Below are 20,007 nucleotides of genomic sequence, written 5' to 3' on the forward strand. Positions count from 1 at the left end.
CGCTCAAAATTGCGCCGTCATCAGGATCCAGCCTTCTTGGGCGTCGCGGACCTGAAGCTGGCAATAAGGCGCGTAAGCGGCTTTCAACTCATCGGCCTGGCGGTCCAGAATGCCCGCCAGCACCAGGTTGCCGCCTTTTTCAACATGCGCGCACAGCAGCGGCGCCAGCACACGCAAAGGCGTGGCCAAAATGTTGGCCAATACGGTCTGGTAACTGCCCACGGCCTTGTCGGGCAGGCCGGTCTGCAGCTGCACATGGTTGGCTTCGGCATTGGCGCGGGTTGATTCCACGGCGGCTTCGTCAATATCGACCGCATCAATAGCAACCGCGCCAAACTTGGCCGCGCCAATCGCCAAAATACCGGAGCCGCAGCCGTAGTCGAGCACCCGGCCCAGCGATTTGCCGGCAGCGCCCTGGCCAGCAATCCAGCGCAAGCACATGCGCGTGGTCGGGTGCGTGCCGGTGCCAAAAGCCAGGCCCGGATCAAGCCGGATCACCTGCATTGCCTGCGTCGGCGGCTCGTGCCAGGTCGGCACGATCCAGAATTCGGGCGTGATCTCGACCGGCGTGAACTGCGACTGCGTCAGCCGCACCCAGTCCTGCTCGGGCACGGATTGAACCGCGACCAGCTGGCAACCGGCAAAGAAATCCTGCAGCGCCAACACGGCAGCAGCATCTTTTGCCAGTGCTTCGGTGGCAAACAACGCCACGATGCGTGAACGCTCCCAGCCGGCCTTGGGCGGCGGCATACCGGGTTCGCCAAACAACGCCTGCTCAGCCGGTGTGTGGGCGTCGGCATCTTCGACCGAAACACTCAGCGCATCGAGCGCATCGAGCGCATCGCTGAGGGTTTCCACCTCATTCACAGGCGCCAGCAAAATTAGTTCAAACATCATTGATCCATCGCAGTCGGTTCAAGCCAGGGTTGGGGCAGAAAGCAAACGCAGCGAGCGAGCGTGGCACATTCCCTCCAGGCCAGGGCCGCGGGACTGGCTTTGCCAGGCCGCAGGCGCAGCCGCCCCCTCGGGGTGCAGGGAGCACACGCAGTGAGCGACCGTGGGGGCTTCATCTCTCACGCTTCGACAGCCACTCTTCAAGGTAGTGGATGTTGGTGCCGCCGTCCATGAACTTGGCGTCCACCATGAGTTCACGGTGCAGCGCAATGTTGGTGCTGATGCCTTCAACCACGGTTTCGCCCAGGGCCGCGCTCATGCGCGCCAGCGCCTGCTCGCGCGTGTCGGCGTGAACAATGATCTTGCCGATCATCGAGTCATAGTTGGGCGGCACAAAGTAATTGGAATAAATGTGCGAGTCCACACGCACGCCCGGGCCGCCCGGCGGGTGCCAGTTGGTGATGCGTCCCGGCGAAGGGGTGAACTTGTAGGGGTCTTCGGCGTTGATGCGGCATTCGATGGAATGGCCCCGGATCTGGATGTCGCGCTGGGCGAAGGGCAGGCGTTCGCCGGCTGCCACCAATATCTGCGTCTTGACGATGTCGATGCCGGTGATCCATTCGGTGACCGAATGCTCGACCTGAACCCGCGTGTTCATCTCGATGAAATAAAACTCGCCGTCTTCATACAGAAACTCGAAGGTGCCTGCGCCCCGGTAGCCAAACTTCTTGACCGCCGTCACGCAACGCGCGCCGATGCGCTCGATCAGCTTGCGCGGAATGCCGGGCGCCGGGCCTTCCTCAATGACCTTCTGGTGGCGGCGCTGCATGGAGCAGTCGCGCTCGCCCAGCCAGACGGCGTTTTTGTACTGGTCGGCCAGAATCTGGATTTCGATATGCCGGGGGTTCTGCAGGAATTTCTCCATGTAGACCTCCGGGTTGCCAAAGGCCGCGCCGGCCTCGGCCTTGGTCATTTGCACAGCGTTGAGCAGCGCCGCTTCGGTATGCACCACGCGCATGCCGCGTCCGCCGCCGCCGCCTGCGGCCTTGATGATGACCGGGTAGCCAATTTGCTTGGCAATGCGCTTGATGTAGGCCGGATCGGCAGGCAACGCGCCTTCAGAGCCGGGAACGCAGGGCACGCCGGCTTTCAGCATGGTCTGCTTGGCCGACACCTTGTCGCCCATCAGCCGGATGGACTCGGGCGAAGGGCCGATGAACTTGAAACCGCTTTTTTCAACACGTTCGGCAAAGTCGGCGTTCTCGCTCAAAAAACCATAGCCGGGGTGAATCGCTTCAGCGTCGGTGACTTCCGCCGCTGAAATGATGGCCGGCATGTTGAGGTAGCTCAGGGCCGAGGGCGCCGGGCCGATGCAAACTGCTTCATCCGCCATCTTGATGTATTTGGCTTCGCGGTCGGCTTCGGAATAGACCATCACGGCCTTGACGCCGAGTTCCCGGCAGGCGCGCTGGATGCGCAGAGCAATTTCTCCGCGATTGGCGATCAATATTTTTTTAAACATGCGTCAAGATACCTCGTCTGGCCGATGGGCGGGCGCTGGGGCCGGTCTGGCAAATAGGGGCGAAGCCCGCTTACTCGATGATAAAAAGAGGCTGACCGTATTCCACGGCCTGGCCGTTTTCGGAAAGTATCCTGGTGACCGTGCCCGACTTGTCGGCTTCGATCTCGTTGAGGATTTTCATGGCCTCAATGATGCAGATGGTGTCGCCTTCCTTGACCACGCTGCCAATTTCGACGAACGGATTGGAGCCGGGGCTCGACGAACGATAAAAAGTGCCGACCATCGGCGACTTGACGGCATGGCCGGCAGGCTCTGCGGCCTGCGCTTCGGCGGCAGCCTGCGGCGGGGTAGCCATCACGGGCGACGGGCTGGGGGTGGGCATCATGGACATGCCGGGCTGGTGCATCACCATCATGGGCGCGCTACTGCTTTTGACAATACGAACCTTGCCTTCAGCCTCGGTAATTTCCAGTTCCGACACATTCGACTCCGAAACGAGGTCAATCAAGGTTTTGAGTTTTCTTAGATCCATAGATTCTTTCCAACGAAGGTGGAGGCTGGCGTGCGATTTTTGAACACACAGTTTGATCAAAGCAGAAAATGGTGCGGCTACCGATCTTCCTTCTTTCTCGGCTTACTTTCTGCTATTACGTCTTACAGCATCTATCAGACAATGATTACACCGCAAAACAAGCTTTTCTGAAGCCGAAAAAGGCAAAGTGTACCTTAAGGCGTCGCTGGCAAAGCCCTGCAGCCAGACCGGGCAAGCCCGGCAAGTGCTGGCGCAGCGAGCCACTGAACCGTCTTCAAGCACCCGCCGGTGACGCCTGAAAATGCAGCAGCAGTGATTAGGTAGAAGTGCAGCAAATTCAGCTAAGTTGGGTCCACTGAACCAGTTCTTCGGGTAAAACCTTGCCAATTTTGCGATGCAGCAGTTGGCCTGACGTGCCAAAAACCACCGTGAACGGCAGGCTGCCAGAGGTATTGCCCAAGGATTTACTCAACTCGGTGCCGCCCAGCCCGGCCATGCCGACCGGAAAGTTCAAGGGCCGTTTTTCCAGCCAGGTGCGCACCGCGCTGGGCTGGTCAACGGCCAGACCGACGATCTGAACATTCTTGCTCTTGTTTTCCTGGTAGAAAAAATCCAGCAAAGGAAGCTCTTCCACGCAGGGCGGACACCAGGTGGCCCAAAAATTGACCAGCAGCAGCTTGCCGCGAAAGCTGCTCATGGCCACGTCTTTTCCATCCGGGCCGTCAAAGCGCATGGCCCAGAAGTCTTTGGCGGCATCGACGGCAGCAGCGGAGGCTATGTCTCCATGCGGCTGGAATTTCCACCAGGCTGCGCCCGCGCCAGCCACGGCAGCTGCGGCTGCGACGCCGCCATACAGCATGTTTCTGCGATTCACTGATCAAGCTCCAAAAGGGGGGACAGCAATTTTTGCACGGCAGCGAGGTCGCCGCGCGGCGTACGGCCTTTGGCGTCGGGCCGCAACGCGCCGCGCAGGTCGTCATGGTCATAGACCATCAAATGCACGCCGATATTTTCATTCAGCGCCTTGCAGACACTGCTCAGGCTGAGCGCCTCCACGCTGGCGCCGGTAAAGCCGGTGACGGTGCGCGGCTCGTAGTCGACGTTGTGCTCGATCAGGGCGATTTCTGCTGATTTCGGGTCGTCGCAAAACAGCTGGATATAAATGTCGGACAGCCGGGTGGCGGTGCCGTTCCAGACAGCGCCGGCCAGATACGGGCGAAAAACGGCCAGGCGCTCCATCCACACCAGCGCCAGCGCCCGCAACGCGGCCAGCTCGGCAGGCTGGGTGTCGGCGCAAAACAGCGCGATGTACTCACGCACGGCGTCCTCCATCAAGTCGTTGTCAGGCAAGGCGGTGCGGGCGGGCAAGGCGAGCTGCTTGAGCGCGCGGCGCTTGGCCGGGCCGTATTCCAGCCCTTCTTCAACCACCAGCGCAGCCGCCGTGGCGGCAATTTCGGATTTCAGGGTGTTCAATGGCAAGGTCGTCTGGCGCGGGCGCTAGACGCGAAGTGTTAAGGGTTGAAAGGCAGCCAAAAGGCGAATCAAGCCATTGTGCCCAGATTAGTCCTGCGGCTGCCGAGAAAGTTCAAACTGTCGGCCATCACTATTAAATAAATAGCTGCTTACGCCCGCCCCTATTGCGCTACAGGCATTTTTTCTTCAAAAACAAGGTCGCCAGGCCGGGCTTGCCTAGAATACGGGCGATGCACATACATATTCTGGGAATCTGCGGGACTTTCATGGGCGGCCTGGCCGCGTTGGCACGCGAGGCGGGGCACAAGGTGACGGGTTGCGACACCGGCGTTTACCCGCCGATGAGCGACCAGTTGCGCGGCCTGGGCATCGAGCTGATCGAAGGCTACAGCGCCGACCAGATGGCGCTGGCGCCCGACGTGTTCGTGATCGGCAATGTGGTGTCGCGGGCGCGCCTGGCCGACGGCAGCCCTAAACAATTTCCCGCCGGGCCGCCCCAAGGGAAATTAGCCCCCTCGGGGGGCAGCGCAGCACACGAAGTGGCCAGCGTGGGGGCCAAATATCCGTTGATGGAAGCCATTTTGAACAGCGGCCAGCCCTACACCAGCGGGCCGCAATGGCTGTCCGGCCACGTCCTGCACCACCCGACGCACCATGCCACCGGCCCGCGCCATGTGCTGGCCGTCGCCGGCACGCACGGCAAAACCACCACCACCGCCATGCTGGCCTGGATTCTCGAATGCGCCGGCCTGCAACCGGGCTTTTTGATCGGCGGCGTGCCGCTGAACTTTGGCGTGTCGGCGCGGCTGGGCACGGGCAACACCTTTGTGATCGAGGCCGATGAATACGACACGGCTTTTTTCGACAAGCGCAGCAAGTTCGTTCACTACCGCCCGCGCACGGCGGTGCTGAACAACCTCGAATTCGACCACGCCGATATTTTTGACGACCTGGCGGCTATCGAGCGGCAGTTCCATCACCTGGTGCGCACCGTGCCGTCGCAAGGCCGCGTCGTGGTGAATGCCACTGAGGAGAGCCTGCAGCGCGTGCTGGCCCAAGGCTGCTGGAGCGAACAGGTGCCATTCGGTGGCAGCGTGCAGCACGCCGGCTTCAGCGCGCAGGGCGAACCCGGCGATTTCACCGTGCACAAAAACGGCGAAACCGTCGCCCGCGTGCAGTGGGACATCAGCGGCGTTCACAACCAGCTCAACGCCCTGGCCGCCATTGCCGCCGCCGAGCACGTGGGCGTGTCGCCTGCGTTGGCAGCTGAAGCGCTGGCCAGTTTCCAGAACGTCAAGCGGCGCATGGAAGTACGCGGTGTGGTGCAGCGCGACGGGTGCGACATCACGGTGTATGACGACTTTGCCCATCACCCGACGGCCATTCACACCACCGTCGATGGCCTGCGCCGGCAACTCGATGGCGCCGGAAAAACCGCCGAACGCATCCTGGCGATATTCGAGCCGCGCAGCAACACCATGAAGCTCGGCGCCATGACGGCGCAATTGCCGTGGAGCCTGGAGCGCGCCGACCTGGCGTTTTGCCACGCCGGCGGACTCGACTGGGACGCCAGAGCCGCGCTGGCCAGCATGGGCGAACGCGCGCAAGTGGCAGACAGCATCGAGCAATTGCTGGCGCAAGTGACAGCCGCCGCCCGGCCCGGCGACCATTTGCTGTGCATGAGCAACGGCGGTTTTGGCGGAATCCACGCTAGATTGCTGGCGGCGCTGAAGGCCTGAGCGGCTTGATCTGCTGAAGCAGCTGGCCTTTTTGCTATTTAAATAATAGCTGCCAGCGCCCGCCAGTCATGCGCAACCGCCTGTTTGTTCAATAAACAGGTAACTACGCAGGTATCCACGGCTCCTGTCATTCCCGCGAAGGCGGGAATCCAGTCGGACACAACAAACGTGTGATGAAGACCCCCTGGATTCCCGCCTTCGCGGGAATGACGAGGTGCATAGAGAGCTGAGTAGTTACATAAATAGGACCGTAACGCACGGCCACTTCTATTTCCATCAAAGAAATCAGCACGCTGGTTCGCGCATCGTCATTGCAAGCGCAGCGCGGCGATTCATCAACCACCATCGCCAAGCCACGAAACCCGCCCTATTCACAGGGCAATACGACAGTTTTTCGCGCCTCCGCTCAATAAAAACTCATCTGCCGCGCGAGTTGCTTCTGAAATTTCAGCCAGCGCTTGAGGCCTGCGTCGTCTTGCACCATCTGCAGGTCTTCTTCCATCTGCAACCGCGTTTCTTCTAACGCTTCAGCCTCCAGCGCCAGGTTGCGCTGCAGGCTGGCGTCGGTGGGTTTTTCAAAATAATTCAGATTGAAGGCTTGCCGAAGCTGCTCCTGGCGGCCAAACAGTTCGTCCTCCAGCTCGGCGGCCTGCTGCTTGAGCAAGGTCGTCATGGCGGCGATTCGGGCTTCTGGCATTTCGCTGATCGCGCCCGGCTCCAGTTGCTCGATGCGCTGCTGAATGTGCAGCAGCGTGACCAAATCCTGCTGCGCGTAAGCGGCGTTGGCCTGGCTCATCAAGGCCGTCTTGCGCTGGTGCTCCGCCGGGTCTTTCTCGCGGTCGGGGTGCAGCGCGCTGGCCAGTTGGCGGTACACCTGACGCAACACGAGTTTGGCGTCTTCCTGCTGCTGCCCGGTCTTGCGCTGGGCGGCAGTCGGCGGTTTTTTGCTCGCCTTGGCGGCGTGGCGGCGCTGCGCCTGCTCTTCTTCGTCTGCCTGTTGCGCTTTGGCAGCACTTAGCAAGGCTTCAAGCCGCGCCATCGGGTCCAGCGACTCGTCCTCCAGATCAACATCGAGCCGGTCGCCCAGCGCGTTTTTCATCATGTTGCGGATGCGGGCGGATTCTGCTTCTTTGATCTCGCGCAGGCTTTGCGGGCTGTGCTTGTCGTGCAGCGCGGTCATTTCTTCGTCGCCGCTGGCGGCCAGCAACTCGCACAGTCCGCACAAAATTTCGATCAGCGATTTTTTTTGCGCTGCGCTCAAGCCCTTGCGCTGCAGCCGCTCGTCCAGCAGCAGCGCCATGCGGCGCATGGCGGCGCTGTTTTGCGCTTGCAGCGGCGTCAGCGTGTCGCTGTAAAGCACGCGGTAGGTGTCCACCAGCCTCTGGGCTTCGGCGATTTGCGCCTTGAACGTGTCAATGCTGTCCAGCAGCTTGTTGAAGCGCTTTTGCGCGGCAGAAAGGGTTTGCGCCTGAGCGCCGCCCACGCGTAAACCGGTGCCGCCAGCGGCCACGGGCGCTTCGGATTCAGGCTTGAGGGGCTTATTTTTTGGCTTGGGCCTGGCTTTGGGTTTGGGGTTTGGCGCGGTCATGGCGATGGCGTCAGAAGACGCAAAAGTTCAAGAATATCGTCCTGCGTGCGGTAACGGCCAAAGGCTTTTTGGTCCTGATCGCGCACGATGGGGAAAGTGCCCAGGATGTAGGCGGCGTCCTGGGCGTTCAGGCCGTAGAGGTAGAAAAACACGGCATCAAGCGCGGCCAGCCGGGCGCGGCGCGCTTCCTCGTCCCAGACAAAAGGCGGCAACACCGCGCCCGCGTCGTCCACATAGCCCAGGTCGCGCGCAAACGGCGCCATGTCGTGGGCCGTGTAGCTGAGCACCAGCACCTGCGGAATCACAAAATCAGCCACCGTGGGATGCGGATGGCTGCCGTTCATCAGCTTGGCGGCGCGCATGGCTTTGGCGAAAGCGGCGGGCAGGCGTTCCTGGAAACGGGCGGGGGCGATGACGGGGAGTTGTTCGAGGATGTAGAGGCTGTAATTTTGACCTTGCAACTTCTGACGCCCCAAATAATCCAGAGCAAACGTGTTCAGGTTTGCAAGAAGCAGCGGCAGTGAAGCAGTGGGCAGCGCGCCACGAGGCTCCGGCAAGATCACCGACATGGAATGCCCCACACCAGATGCTGGAACCAAGGCGGCAATCATTGACCGAACGTTGGTAGTTGAAGTCACTTGCTTGAAGCACAGCGCCCACTTGAACTCAATATCGCGAGGAATTGAACTCGCGAGAACAAAGTATTGCGGCGCGGGGTAACGCTTGGGGCTGGCTTTTTCGACTTGCGAGATGGTTTCCGGCTGGGCCGCACGCTTGAGATTGGCCGCATTCACCACCACGTCCGCCGCCCGGTGGTCGTACATCTGCACCATCTTGCCTTCGTACAGCGGCAGCGCCTCCAGCCCCGCTGCATTGCGCAAGCGGTTCAGCGCAACGGGCTTGAAACCCTGCGCTCTCAGCTCGTCAGACTTTAAAAACAGTCTGGAGTCGTTGGTCATGTGAAACATGGCCATGCACTTCACTGGCCACGCCTTCACATCGGGCTGGGGGCCGGTTGAAGCGCTAACTTCTCCGTGCTTCACCATCACCGGATGCCGGGCATACAGCCCGAGCGTAATGTCAGCATCGCGGCGGCTGCGAAAAATCGGCGCTGCGCCCGTGTTGGGGTTGACGCGCACAAAGTCTTCTGCGGTGAGCAGCAGCGAACGCGCGGGGTCGTCCAGCTCGTCGAGCTGGTGCAGGTAAAAGGCGCAGCGCGTTTGCGCAAACGTACGCGCCGGGCCGCCAAACACCAGCGTACAAAATTTGAAGCCGGCATGAACGTCCGGGAAAAACACCTTGCGGTTTTCAAAGTCAAACAGCGCGCCCAGCCGCCCGGTGCTGCTGATGCTGCGAAAAAATTCGGCTGCGCCCTTATCTGCCGCAATGCCGCTGGGCGTGACCAACGCCACCAACCCGCCGGGTGCGACCAGCGCCTGCGCCCTTTCCACAAACAGGCTGTAGAGGTTGATATCGCCGCCGCCCAGCAGCGGGTAGTCGCCGCTGCCCTGCTTGCCGTTACTCAGCACGCGGGCGTTGGCTTCGGCGTGCCCGGTGGCGTCCACGTACTGCGCCCACCAATCCACCACTGGCGGCGAATGGGTAGCGGTCTGGCCCATCTTGACGCCTTGCAACGCAGCGATCATCTTTTTACGGTCAGCGGCTCGGGGCGCTTTTGCAATAGCGTCAATGCGCTCAGAAAACCACGGCACTTCTTCAAAACGAATTTTGTCCCACGGCGGGTTGCCAATCACGGCGTCAAAGCCGTTGTTTGAACCCACGCCAAACACGGTCGGAAAGCTGGTCCACCAGTGAAAGAAGGTTTCGCGTGCGGCCAGTGCGCGGGCGCGCGCCATCAGGTCGTTGGCGGCGCGGCTGGCGGCGTCATCGCCGGCCAGCTGTCCGGCGGCCAGCACCGTGACGAGGTTGTGGTTCGGGTCAAACAGGCGCAGCAGCGCGGCATATTCCGGGTGCTTGCCGGCCTTGATTTCAGCGTCGCGCGTGGCCGGGTCGGCGGGCAGCTTCAAGAGGCGCGGCAATTCGCTGAGTTTTTTCACCGGCCAGCCGGGCACCATCCAGCGCATGGCGCGCCAGAAGTCGAGCACCGCATGAATTGGCGCGACCTGCGCGGCCGCTTCTTGCGCGAGTTGCCTGGACAATTGCGCCTCGGCAATGTCCACATCGGTCAGGTCGGCGACCTGCGCAATGTTGCGCGCGGCCAGCGCCAGCCGGTCAAACTCGCTTTGCAGCAGCAGCGCGCCCAGGTTTTGCAGGTTGCCCTGCACCTGTGGCAGGCGCTCGCCGTGCAGGCTGTCGCCAATTTTCAGGTGATGATCCAGAAAACTCAGCGGCGCGCCGACGGTGAAGGTGTGCAGCCACAACGCGGTTTTGGCCAGCTCCACGGCCATCGGGTTTTTATCAACGCCAAAAATGCTTTTCTTCAAAATCATGCGGCGCACGATGTGCCGGTCGTCAAGCTGCGCGTCGGTGACGACCCAGCCCCGGTCTTTGGCGGTGGTCTTGATGCTGCGGCGGATATGCGCCACACGCTGCAGCACCGGGCTTTGCCACGGGCGGCCGGCTTCCACCAGATGCGCGGCCCACGGCTGGGCGTTGACCTGATGCGTCGCCAGGGTGATGGCTTCAAGCACGCGGTCAGCCAGGTCATCGACCAGCGCCACCAAGAAGTGCCCGCTGCCCATCGCCGGATCGCAAATTTTCAGCTCCAGAATCTGGCTGGCCGGGTCCAGGGCGTCCAGCGCATCCCAGTCGCCCGGATTAATCGAGGTTTTTTTGTTGTTCTTTTTCAGGTGGGCTTCAAAAGTGGCCTGCCTTTCGCGGGCCAGCAGCCCGACGGATTCGCGCAGCACCAGCCGCACCAGATCGTCGTGCGTGTAATAGCTGCCAGACACCTTGCGCGCAAAGCTGGCGGGCTGGGCAGTGATGCGGTTGATCTCGGGCTTGTCCTTGTAGCTGTCAGCCGCCTGCACTTCATGCACCAGGCTGTATTCGAGCAGCCGCTCGTAAATGCCGCCCAAATGCGAGACGGACAGGTCGCGATAGTTGATCCAGCCGTGCAGCAGTTCTTCGGTGCGGCGTGACAGCGCGTCAATGATCGGGGCCATGATGGCGTCAGGTACGTTGGTGCGCTCCAGCAACGGGGCGCGGGCGCGGTCGAACAGGCCGCCGTTGTAGGCGGGCATGCCGATGTCGTCGTCGCCCTTGTCAATCAGGGTGAAAGCGCCTTTCAGGTGCAGCCAGATTCGGCCCACGGTGCTGGAGAACTTTCCAGCCGCCTCCACCTTGTCGCGCACCTCTTCGCGCAGGCGGCGCACGCTGTAAGGCGCATAGCGGTCATCGCGCACCGGCAGCAGGTTGCGGTCTTCGGCGTAAAACAAAAACAGCAGGCGGTACAGCAGCACCAGCGCGGCTTCGCGCACTTCGTCCAAGTAGTCGCGGGTAAATTGCGGGCGTTTGAACTGGCCGTAACCGACTTCGTGCGTGCGCGCATGCAAGTCGCCACGCGCCAGCGCATCGGCCAACTGCGGAAAAATCTCTTCAAACACGCGCGCGCCCAGGTCTTGCGACACTTTTTCTTCATACAGCCGCGCCTCGTTCAGCGCATAGGCATGCAAGGTGCGGCCGGTGTCGTCCCAGCTTTGCGGCAAAAAGGCGCTGCGGCTGAAAAACAAGTGAAACAGGCGCAGCGCGTGGGCGGGCGCGATGTCGTCGATGTCGTGCTGAACGCCCTTGACGCCGAGCGCGGCGGCCAGGTCGATTTCAAAAAACTCTTCAGAACGTGAACGTGCGTCTTGCCAGTACAGGCGCCAGACTGCGCCGTTGGTCAGCACGCCCCATTTGATGGCGCGGTCAGAGGCGACATCGACGCGGCTGAGGTAGCGCAGCATTTGCGACGAGGGCGCGTCGGGGTCAAACGCGTCCTGGCCGTCGCCCCGGTCGAGCGGACGCAGCCAGCGCTTGGCCTCCAAAATCGCCAGGCCGTGGCGGTAGCGGCGGTCGTCTTTGGCCTCCAGCAGCGCGGCGGCTTTGGCCTCGGGCGAGGCAAACAGCAGGCAGTCGGGAACGGCTTCGCGGCCCTTGGGGTCGGCGTTGACCTGCGGCAAAAAATCATCGGCCCAGCCGAGTTCGGCCAGCACTTTATTGATGACGACTTGCTCGGTCATCGCTTCATTGAGGGTCGAGGCGCTGTCGAGGCCTTTGAAAATGCGCTGCAGGGCGTCGGCAAACGCGGCCAGCGCGCTGTCGGTCAGCGCCTGATGCGCCGGCGTGTCCAGCACGCCACGGATCAGGAAATCCTGGGTAAAAAGTTGCCCTTGCATGGTGTGTTGCGCCTGGTTGTGCCGGTGAAGTGCGCACCATTTTAAAAAATGAGCGGCCGCTTGAAAATGCCGGGCGGGCTTTCACCCGCCCGGCATTATTTGCTATTTATTTTATAGCTGCTTGCGCACGTGCAACATGCGCTACAGGCCTAAAACACTTGAATTTCGGGCCATTCTTGCGGCACCAGTGCCACACCGCCCGTGCGACGCGGGCGCGCTGGTCAATAACTGATGCTCAATGACGGCACGTCAATGTTCACCAGCGGCTTGCCCAGGGCGGCTGTCACGGCGCGGCCAAACTCCAGCGCCCAGGCGGCGTCGGCAAACTTCTGCGGGCCGGCCGCTTCAGCCACCACGACCACCTTGTCAGCGGTCAGCAGCTTGCCGGTGGGCCGCAGCGGCTCGCAGTCCATCTGGGTGAACTGCTCATCAAGCCAGCGGCGCGCCGCCTCGCTGGGCATCGGCAGGGCGTCATGCAGGTCAATTTGCACAAGCGGCTGGTTTTCAAAGGTCACGGTGACTTCACTGCGCATGATGGATTCCTGAAGAAAAGTGGGTGAATTCTGGCACCTTGCCGGGGTCATTTTGCCCGTCGCGCTTCCACGGCGGCTGACAGCGACGCGAGCATGTCCACCGAATCATTCCAGCCCAGGCAGGCATCGGTAATGCTTTGGCCGTAGGCGAGCGATTTGGCATCGTCTTTGCCAGCGGTGAATTTTTGCGCGCCGGCGGTCAGGTGGCTTTCGACCATCAGGCCGAACACCTGGCGCGAGCCGCCAGCGACTTGGGCGGCAATGTCGCGCGCCACGTCGAGCTGCTTTTCGTGCTGTTTGGAGCTGTTGGCGTGGCTGCAATCGACCATCAGCGTGGCGGGCAACTTGGCGGCTTCGAGTGCCTTGCAGGCTTCAGCCACGCTGGCGGCGTCGTAGTTGGGCGTCTTGCCGCCGCGCAAAATCACGTGGCAGTCAGGATTGCCTGCGGTGTCAACGATGGCTACTTGCCCGTTTTTATGCACCGACAAAAAGTGGTGGCCCCGGCTGGCCGACTGGATGGCGTCGGTGGCAATGCGGATATTGCCGTCGGTGCCGTTCTTGAAGCCAATCGGCGCTGACAGGCCGGACGCCAGTTCACGGTGGACCTGACTTTCCGTCGTGCGCGCACCAATCGCGCCCCACGAGATCAAATCGCCAATGTATTGCGGGGAAATCACATCGAGGAATTCGCTGCCGGCGGGTACGTCCAGGCGGTTGATGTCAATCAGCAACTGGCGGGCAATGCGCAGGCCTTCGTCGATACGGAAGCTTTCGTCCAGGTACGGATCGTTGATCAGCCCTTTCCAGCCCACCGTGGTGCGTGGCTTCTCGAAGTACACGCGCATCACGATTTCCAGCGTCCCGGCGTATTTTTTGCGCTGCTCGGCCAGCCGGCGGGCGTAGTCGAGCGCGGCCATCGGGTCGTGAATCGAGCACGGGCCGATCACCACCAGCAGCCGGTCGTCGGTGCCGGCGATGATGTTGTGGATGTTCTGGCGGGTCTGGGTGATCAGCGATTCGGCCGCCGTGCCAGCAATCGGGAAAAAGCGGATGAGGTGTTCGGGAGGGGGTAGCACGGTGATGTCCTTGATGCGTTTGTCGTCGGTCTCGCTGGTTTTTTCGACGTTCGCATACCAGCTGGCGCTGGCGGGGTTGGCTTTGGCATTCATCACGGGCTTCCTTTTTCTAAGATTTCAAAACGGGTTCGGGCTGTTTCACGGGGGTTGGCAAATCGGGACGGGCAAAAAAAAACCGCCGGGGTGCCCGGCGGTTTTCAGAGATTCGCTGCGTTTTCTGGTGCTTACGCGAAAGTCTCTCTACCGCCGGAGGCGCTTGAGAACCAAAAGTAAGCAAAAGAAAATTTCGCGGAATTCATCTGCTGGAATGTAGCACAGCTTGAAAACAATACGGCTTACGCAGTGCCGCCCACGGTAAGGCCGTCGATGCGCAAGGTCGGCTGGCCGACGCCGACCGGCACGCTCTGGCCTTCCTTGCCGCAGGTGCCGACGCCGCTGTCGAGCTTCATGTCGTTGCCGATCATGGTCACGCGGGTCAGCGCATCCGGGCCGTTGCCGACAATCGTTGCGCCCTTGACCGGGTACAGGATCTTGCCGTTCTCGACCCAGAACGCTTCACTGGCCGAGAACACGAACTTGCCCGAGGTGATGTCAACCTGGCCGCCGGCAAAGTTGCTGGCGTACAGGCCTTTCTTGATGCTGGCGATGATTTCTTCAGGGGCCTTGTCGCCGCCGAGCATGTAGGTGTTGGTCATGCGCGGCATGGGCACATGGGCATAGCTTTCGCGCCGGCCGTTGCCGGTGGGCTTGACGTTCATCAGGCGCGCATTCATCGAATCCTGGATGTAGCCTTTCAAAATTCCGTCCTCGATCAGCACGTTGCGCTGGCTGACATTGCCTTCGTCATCGACATTGAGCGAACCGCGCCGGTCGGCAATCGTGCCGTCGTCGAGCACCGTCACGCCCTTGGCGGCGACGCGCTCGCCGATGCGGCCGGAAAACGCGCTGGAGCCCTTGCGGTTGAAGTCGCCTTCCAGGCCGTGACCGATGGCTTCGTGCAGCAGGATGCCGGGCCAGCCGGAGCCCAGCACCACCGTCATCTGGCCGGCTGGCGCGGGGCGCGCGTCCAGGTTGGTCAGCGCCGCGTTCACGGCGGCATCGACATACTCGCCGATCTGGGTATCGTCGAAATAGGCCAGGCCAAAACGCCCGCCACCGCCGCCCGAGCCGACTTCGCGCCGGCCCTTCTGTTCGGCGATCACCGTCACGCTCAGGCGCACCAGCGGGCGCACATCGGCGGCCAGCGTGCCGTCGGCGCGCGCCACCATGACCACGTCATATTCACTGGCCAGCCCGGCCATCACCTGCACGATGCGCGGGTCTTTGGCCTTGGCGAGTTTTTCGACCTTGCCGAGCAACTCGACCTTGGCGGTGCTGTCGAGTGTGGCAATCGGGTCCAGGTCGCGGTAAAGCGAGCGGCTGGTGGCGATCTTGCGGGACGGCGTCTTGACGCGGCCGGATTTGGCAGCTGCCGAAATGCTGCGCACGGTGCGCGCGGCGTCCAGCAGCGAGGCTTCGGAGATGTCGTCAGAATAGGCAAAAGCGGTTTTTTCGCCGCTCACGGCACGCACGCCGACACCCTGGTCAATGCTGAAGGAGCCGGTCTTGACGATGCCTTCTTCCAGGCTCCAGCCTTCGCTGCGGGTGTACTGAAAATACAGGTCGGCGTCGTCCACGCCGTAGGCAGTAATTTCACCCAGCGCGCGGCTCAAGGCAGCTTCCGTCAGGCCAAACGGCGCCAGCAGCAGCTTTTCGGCAATCGCCAGCCGCTCCGACGTGGAGTCCTTACTGGGCCGGGCCGGAGGACGCCCGGAGACATTGGTTTGGCGGACAGAAGCAGCGGCAGAGTTGAGTGATGTCATCCAGCGATTGTAGGCAGAGTCACCCGGCATTGCGGGCTATGGGGATGATGAATAGAGACGGGCAAAGCAACAGGGCAGGCAAAGCAAAGCACTTATCCCAGCCCTCCAGCGTCGTAGAACTGATGCTGCAAGCCAAAGACGCAGCGCTACCTGAAGAAGCGCATTGCGCAAAACCACAAGCGCCGAAGCGTCTGCCCTCTACCAGCCGGGGCCGAGGAACCGGCTTCGCCGGGCCTCAGGCGCAGCGGCCCCCTCGGGGGGCAGCGAACCACACGCAGTGGGGAGCGTGGGGGCTACGCTTGCCTCTTCGCCCTGGCAACCGACATCAGCATGCCCACGGCCAGGCCCAGCGTCACCATCGCCGTGCCGCCGTAGCTGATGAAAGGCAAGGGCACGCCCACGACCGGCAAAATGCCGCTGACCATGCCCATGTTGACGAACGCATAGGCAAAAAACATCATCGTCAGCGCACCGGCCAGCAGCCGCGAAAACAAGGTCGGCGCGTCTATCGCAATCGCCAGTCCGCGAAAAATCAGGAATATAAAACCGGCAATCAACAGCAAATTGCCAACCAGCCCGAACTCCTCGGAATACGCCGCAAAGATAAAGTCGGTGGTGCGCTCCGGAATAAAGGCCAGGTGCGTTTGCGTGCCGGCCATGAAGCCCTTGCCAAACACGCCGCCCGAGCCAATCGCAATCATGCCCTGAATGATGTGAAACCCCTTGCCCAGCGGGTCGCGCGTCGGGTCCAGCAAGGTGCAGATGCGCTGCTGCTGGTACTCGTGCAGCACCGGCCAGCGCATGCCGTCGGCACACAATTGCGGCTCGAACCAGACAATCAAACTGACGCCCACCAGCCCCAGCAGCACTGGCGGAAGAATCAGCTTCCAGCTCAGGCCGGCAAAAAAAATCACCGCCAGGCCGGCCGCCATCACCAGCAGCGAAGTGCCCAGGTCGGGCTGCTTCATGATCAGCGCGACCGGTACGGCCAGCAACGCCAGGGCGACGACAAAGTCGAGCGGCCGCACCTGCCCTTCACGCTTCTGGAACCACCAGGCCAGCATCAAGGGCATGGCAATTTTCAGGATTTCACTGGGCTGGATCACCACCCCGATATTGAGCCAGCGCCGCGCGCCTTTCTTGGTGATGCCAAACACCAGCACCGCCACCAGCAGCACGACGCCGGCCACATACAGCGGCACGGCAAAAAGCATCAGCCGCTGCGGCGGAATCTGCGCCACCACAAACATGATGGCGCCGGCAATCAGCATGTTGCGGCCGTGGTCCGCAAAGCGGGTGCCATGCTCAAAGCCTGACGAGTACATGATGAGCAGGCCGGCACAAGCCAGCAAAAACACCGCGAAAGCAAGCAAGCCGTCAAAACCCTGCAGCAAAGGCAGGGTTCGGCGGTAAAGGGAAGGGTTGTCAAAAACGGCGGACATGGCTTGAATTATCAGTCAGGCGGTTTTTCAGCCGGTGCCGCCAAGGGCATCAAGCCTGCGCGCTATTTGCTATTAAAAACAGAGCTGCTTGCGCCCGTGCATAGTGCGCAAGGGGCATATTTTGTCATTATTTCGACAACTGACAGCCCACGCAGCCGGTTTCAGGTGGCGGGCGGCACGCTTACGATGGCGGCATGGCCATTACCCACCTTCTTTACCTGCACGGTTTTCGCTCCTCACCGCAATCGGCGAAGGCCCAAAGAATAGCGGCGCGGGTTGCCGCCCGTTACCCGGACGTCATCTGGTGGTGCCCGCAACTGCCGCCCTCGCCGCGTGACGCATTCGCGCTGCTGATGCACGGCATCGCCGGCTGGCCGCGTGAATCAATGGCCGTCATCGGCTCGTCGCTGGGCGGTTTTTATGCGACGGCGGTGGCCGAACGCTGCGGCTGCAAGGCCGTGCTGCTGAACCCGGCCGTCGATCCGGCGCGCGACCTGGCCGCCTACATCGGCGAGCAGACCACCTGGCAAAACCCTGGCGAACATTTTTTCTTTGAAGCGCACTTTGTCGATGAACTGCGCGCGCTGCAGGCCGGCCCGTTGTCCACGCCGCAAAACTACCTGGCCTTCATCGCCAAGGGCGACGAAGTGCTGGACTGGCGCGAAATGGCGGCGCGCTATGCCGGCACGAACCTGCGCCTGCTCGAAGGCGGCGACCATGCGCTGAGCGACTTTGACACCCATCTGCCCGCCATTCTGGACTTCCTGAATCTGGCTTGACACCCGCGCCAGGTGGCCTCTGCCCACGCGCGGCCTGATTACACTAGCGGGCTGTCCCGCAAGGGCCGTCACCCCGCACCCCCAGGCCAAAGGATTTCGTTGTGTTTGTATTGTTTGAAGAAACCGGCAAGTTCCTGGCCGGCCGGATTTTGTCGGAAGCCGACAGCTCGCTGCAGGTCGAACTTGACTCGGGCAAGCGCGTCAAAGTCAAGGCGGCGAATGCGCTGCTGAAGTTTGAAAAACCCGCGCCGGCTGAATTCATCGCCGCCGGCCAGAAGTTGGTCGAAGAAATCGATCTGGACCTGGCCTGGGAATTTGCCAGCGACGAGGAATTCGGCTTTGCCGACCTGGCGCGCGACTATTTCAGCGCCGATGGCACAAAACCGGCGTCGCTGGAGCAGCAGGCCGCCGCCCTGTTCCGCCTGTACGACGCACCGCATTACTTTCGCCGCGCCGGCAAAGGCCGCTTCAAAAAAGCGCCGCCCGAAATTTTGCAGCAGGCGCTGGCCGCCATCGAGAAGAAAAAGCAGATCACGGCGCAGATTGCCAGCTGGGCCGACGAACTGGGCCAGGGCCAGTGCCCGGCACCGATCCGCGATCAGCTCTACAAGATTTTGTTCAAGCCCGACAAGAACAGCGCCGAATACAAGGCCGTGGTCGATGCTTCGCGCGCCACGCACACCGCGCCGCTCGACTTGCTGCAAAAGGCGGGTGCGATTGCGTCGCCCTACCAGTTCCACTGGAAGCGCTTTTTGTTCGAGAACTTTCCCAAAGGCACGCGCTTTCCGGAACTGCAAGCACCGCCCATCAAGGACGAGTTGCCGCTGGCCGACGTGCGCGCGTTTTCCATCGACGACTCCAGCACCACCGAGATTGACGACGCCATGTCGGTGCAGGGCCTGGGCAGCGGCACGGTCACGCTCGGCGTTCACATTGCCGCGCCCGGCCTGGCCGTGCTGCCGGGGAGCCCGATTGACGCCGTGGGCCGCGCCCGCATGTCCACCGTCTACATGCCCGGCTACAAGCTGACCATGCTGCCCGACGACGTGGTGCAGGCCTACACGCTGCAGGAAGGCCGCAACTGCCCTGCCCTGTCGCTTTACTTCACGATGGATGAAACCACGCTGGAAGTCACCGCCAGCGTGACCCGGCTGGAGCAAGTGCCCATCGTCAGCAACCTGCGCCATGACGCGCTGGACAACGTGTTCAACGAGGCGTTTTTTGATGCCGCGCAAACCACACCGCCGGTTCAGACGCAATGGGGCGTCGAACTCACCTTCCTGCACCGCCTGGCCAAACACCTGAAGGCGCAGCGCGAAATCGTTCGCGGCAAGCCTGAAAACTTCAACCGGCCCGACTACAACTTCAAGCTCGACAACCCCTCGGGCCAGGAGCCGCAAGGCGACGAGCTTGTCAGCATCGGCACACGCCAGCGCGGCGCGCCGCTCGATTTGATCGTTGCCGAAGTCATGATTTTGACCAACAGCACTTGGGGCCAGTGGCTAGCCGAGCATGGCGTGCCGGGCATTTACCGCAGCCAGGCCAGCATGGCGCCAGGCGTGAAAGTGCGCATGGGCACCAAGGCGCTGCCGCACGCCGGCATGGGCGTCAAGTGCTACACCTGGGCCACCTCGCCGCTGCGCCGCTACACCGATCTGGTCAACCAGTGGCAGATCATCGCCATCACCAAGCATGGCCGCAGCGCCGCACTGGTTGCGCCGTTCAAGCCCAAGGACGCCGACCTCTTTTCGGTGATTTCGTGTTTTGACGGCGCCTACAGCGCCTACAACGGATTCCAGTCCGGCATTGAGCGCTACTGGACGCTGAAATACCTGCAGCAAAAAGGCATCACCGAACTGACCGCGACCAGCTTCAAGGACAACCTGGTGCGCGCCGATGAGCTGCCGCTGGTGCTGGCCGCGATGGGCGCGCAAGGCCTGCCGCGCGGCGCGCGGGTGCGCATCAAGCTGGGCGCGATTGACGAGATCACGCTGGACATCTCGGGCACGGTGATTGAACGGCTGGACACGGCTGCCGAGGCCACCCCCGGCGGCCAGGATGAGGAACAAGGCGATGACGGCGAAGAGGATCTGGCGGCAGGCCCGATCTCGATTGCCGTTGACATCAGCGAAGCCGAACCCGATACCGCGCCGGCAACGGCACCCGCAGCAGCCAGCTAAATCCGTGCAAGACGCCTGGGGCTCCAGGCGTCGCCACCCGACACCCC

14 protein-coding genes are annotated in these 20,007 nt (G+C 61.9%); 3 read left to right on the forward strand and 11 right to left on the reverse strand.

Features of this window, described 5'->3' with window-relative positions; genetic code table 11:
• Positions 1–3 precede the first annotated feature (3 nt).
• From prmA to RCH06_RS06245, 5 genes are all read right to left on the reverse strand, one after another.
• Complete coding sequence (prmA, locus tag RCH06_RS06225) at positions 4–894, reverse strand: 50S ribosomal protein L11 methyltransferase (protein WP_327080740.1); 891 nt, start codon at positions 892–894, stop codon at positions 4–6.
• 172 nt (positions 895–1,066) lie between these two features.
• Positions 1,067–2,416: an acetyl-CoA carboxylase biotin carboxylase subunit gene (accC, locus tag RCH06_RS06230; protein ID WP_327080574.1), complete on the reverse strand. Its 1,350-nt coding sequence runs from the start codon at positions 2,414–2,416 to the stop codon at positions 1,067–1,069.
• A 70-nt stretch (positions 2,417–2,486) separates the two neighbouring features.
• Positions 2,487–2,948, reverse strand: coding sequence for an acetyl-CoA carboxylase biotin carboxyl carrier protein (gene accB, locus RCH06_RS06235; protein WP_327080575.1), 462 nt, complete (start codon positions 2,946–2,948; stop codon positions 2,487–2,489).
• A 337-nt stretch (positions 2,949–3,285) separates the two neighbouring features.
• Positions 3,286–3,822: a TlpA disulfide reductase family protein gene (locus RCH06_RS06240; protein WP_327080576.1), complete on the reverse strand. Its 537-nt coding sequence runs from the start codon at positions 3,820–3,822 to the stop codon at positions 3,286–3,288.
• Entirely contained in the window at positions 3,819–4,412 is a 594-nt protein-coding gene (locus tag RCH06_RS06245; RefSeq protein WP_442799612.1) for a hypothetical protein, read from the reverse strand. The genes RCH06_RS06240 and RCH06_RS06245 overlap by 4 nt, the downstream gene beginning before the upstream one ends.
• Before the next feature lie 239 nt (positions 4,413–4,651).
• On the opposite strand from RCH06_RS06245, the gene mpl reads away from it, so the two are divergent.
• Positions 4,652–6,160 (forward strand): UDP-N-acetylmuramate:L-alanyl-gamma-D-glutamyl-meso-diaminopimelate ligase, encoded by a 1,509-nt coding sequence (gene mpl / locus RCH06_RS06250; protein ID WP_327080578.1) that lies wholly within the window; start codon positions 4,652–4,654, stop codon positions 6,158–6,160.
• A gap of 406 nt (positions 6,161–6,566) precedes the next feature.
• Here the strand turns inward: mpl and RCH06_RS06255 are convergent, their stop codons facing one another.
• The 6 genes from RCH06_RS06255 to rodA all read right to left on the reverse strand — a co-directional run bounded on the left by RCH06_RS06255 (position 6,567) and on the right by rodA (position 17,001).
• A complete protein-coding gene (locus RCH06_RS06255) occupies positions 6,567–7,748 on the reverse strand; it encodes a hypothetical protein (RefSeq protein ID WP_327080579.1) in 1,182 nt (393 codons plus the stop codon).
• A complete protein-coding gene (locus RCH06_RS06260) occupies positions 7,745–12,088 on the reverse strand; it encodes an Eco57I restriction-modification methylase domain-containing protein (protein WP_327080580.1) in 4,344 nt (1,447 codons plus the stop codon). Before RCH06_RS06260 ends, RCH06_RS06255 begins: the two co-directional genes overlap by 4 nt.
• Before the next feature lie 221 nt (positions 12,089–12,309).
• Complete coding sequence (locus tag RCH06_RS06265; RefSeq protein ID WP_327080581.1) at positions 12,310–12,621, reverse strand: hypothetical protein; 312 nt, start codon at positions 12,619–12,621, stop codon at positions 12,310–12,312.
• Positions 12,622–12,668: 47 nt separating this feature from the next.
• Positions 12,669–13,790, reverse strand: coding sequence for a 3-deoxy-7-phosphoheptulonate synthase (locus tag RCH06_RS06270; protein WP_327080582.1), 1,122 nt, complete (start codon positions 13,788–13,790; stop codon positions 12,669–12,671).
• A gap of 242 nt (positions 13,791–14,032) precedes the next feature.
• Positions 14,033–15,559 (reverse strand): metalloprotease TldD, encoded by a 1,527-nt coding sequence (gene tldD / locus RCH06_RS06275; protein ID WP_327080583.1) that lies wholly within the window; start codon positions 15,557–15,559, stop codon positions 14,033–14,035.
• A 293-nt stretch (positions 15,560–15,852) separates the two neighbouring features.
• On the reverse strand, positions 15,853–17,001 hold the full coding sequence (gene rodA / locus RCH06_RS06280) for a rod shape-determining protein RodA (protein WP_327080584.1): 1,149 nt from the start codon (positions 16,999–17,001) through the stop codon (positions 15,853–15,855).
• Between the two features lie 194 nt (positions 17,002–17,195).
• On the opposite strand from rodA, the gene RCH06_RS06285 reads away from it, so the two are divergent.
• Together RCH06_RS06285 and RCH06_RS06290 are read left to right on the forward strand one after the other, a co-directional pair.
• Positions 17,196–17,780, forward strand: a complete 585-nt coding sequence (locus RCH06_RS06285) for a YqiA/YcfP family alpha/beta fold hydrolase (RefSeq protein ID WP_327080585.1) — start codon at positions 17,196–17,198, stop codon at positions 17,778–17,780.
• 101 nt (positions 17,781–17,881) lie between these two features.
• Complete coding sequence (locus RCH06_RS06290; RefSeq protein WP_327080586.1) at positions 17,882–19,960, forward strand: ribonuclease catalytic domain-containing protein; 2,079 nt, start codon at positions 17,882–17,884, stop codon at positions 19,958–19,960.
• Positions 19,961–20,007 lie beyond the last annotated feature (47 nt).

Origin of the sequence: Polaromonas sp. CG_9.5 (genome assembly GCF_035984465.1) — a bacterium.
Taxonomy (GTDB): Bacteria; Pseudomonadota; Gammaproteobacteria; order Burkholderiales; family Burkholderiaceae_C; genus Polaromonas.